Source organism: Chitinophaga sp. (assembly GCF_035564935.1).
Classification (GTDB): domain Bacteria; phylum Bacteroidota; class Bacteroidia; order Chitinophagales; family Chitinophagaceae; genus Chitinophaga.
On sequence record NZ_DATMTE010000274.1, the window covers coordinates 1 to 1,661 of the forward strand.

The window sequence follows — 1,661 nt, forward strand, 5'->3', positions numbered from 1 at the left end:
GAACTTTAGGATTTCATATAAAACCATTAGATCCTAGCATTCTTGTAGATTATGATTTTTGGGTTTATGGGCCAAACAGAAGCTGTTCCAATTTAGGAAGTCCTATCCGTTGTGCTACAACTAACCCTAATCTAGCTGGACAGACAAGTAATCATACAGGTATGTATGCAAGTACGACAGCTACTCAGGTTGGCCCTGGAGCTAATGGTGATGGTTATGTACGATGGCTGAATGTGACAGCAGGACAATCCTATTATATCGCTATCGACAGGCCGGTAGGAGACGGTGGTTTTGAACTGGAATGGATTGGTACAGCAACTTTTCCGGGAGCACCGCTAGCCAATGCTATTGGAGAAAGAAGAACCTGTAGCAATACACCCAATGTGGGATTGTTTGATCTTAATTCCTACAGAAGCCTTATTAATCCTGATCTCACAAATAATACAGTAACCTTTCATACCACATTAGCAGATGCTGTTGACGGGGTATCACCTTTGCCAAACATAATCAGTAACTCCCCAAATCCACAGCAAATTTTTGCAAGGGTCACTGATAATGTTACCAAATGTCACAGTATCGTTGATTTATCCCTGAGAGTCTATCCTATACCCACAGCCACAATAACGGCATCGACTGCTACAGCCTGTTTGGGCGAACAGGTATCATTTACGATTAACGGAACACCCAATGCCATAATCGATTTCACGGTCAATTCAGGCCCCACACGCACAGTAACTTTAAATGCAAGCGGAGTTCATACCTTTTCAGAGACTTATACAGGTCCGATTACTTGTAGTTTAGTAGAAGGAAGAATAGTAGATTCAAATAATATTGTTGTTTGTTCGCAGTTGCTCACAAGTCAGGCAACAGTTGGACCAACAGTTATTACCGCCGATATTACTACGGCAGACACATCAATCTGCTTAGGCAGCAGCCTTACCATCGACGTTCAGGGAACCCCTGGCACGGTGGTAACCTATACGGATCCAGCGGGTGTACAACAGACCGTAAACCTTGACACAGCGGGCAACGGTACGATAACGCTTCCTACGGGCACGCCTGTGGGCACCTATACCTATACGCTCGTGAAGGTGGCCACAACCGGCACGCCTCCGTGCGAGCAAAACGTTACGGATTCGGTAACCATCACGGTAAGACCGATCCCTACGGCAACAATCCATCCGGTAGACACCCACGTATGCCTTGGCAGCCCTTCCAGGGTAAGAATTACCGGAGAGGCTGGTGCTAGCGTCGACTATACGCTTGACGGTGTGGCCCAGACCCCTATCACAATTCCTGCCAGCGGTGAATACTTCATCCTTGAGGTACTTGCCACTGCAGGCATGCACGACTACGACCTCGTAAGGGTTACATCCGGTACAGTCCCATTCTGCACCCAGCCACAGACAGGCAGGGTTACCATCGAGGTTACTGATGCGCCAACTGCGACGATATCGACCGCTACCCCTGTGATCTGCGAAAACGGCAGCGGCACGGTGACCATCACCGGAACGCTCAACGCGGAAGTCACCTATACCGTAAACGCCGGCAGCCCGCAGACGGTTGTGCTGGCCACGCCTAGCACGTCCAACCCTGCCCTTGGCGAGGCGACGATAACCCGCACGCTTACCGCGAACACGACCTACGCCCTTGTGAGCGTT

At 49.3% G+C, this 1,661-nt stretch carries 1 protein-coding gene; it reads left to right on the forward strand.

What is annotated here, in order from left to right; genetic code table 11:
• Nucleotides 1-1,661: hypothetical protein (locus tag VN105_RS07355; protein WP_325639410.1), on the forward strand; the 1,661-nt coding region annotated here is incomplete at both ends.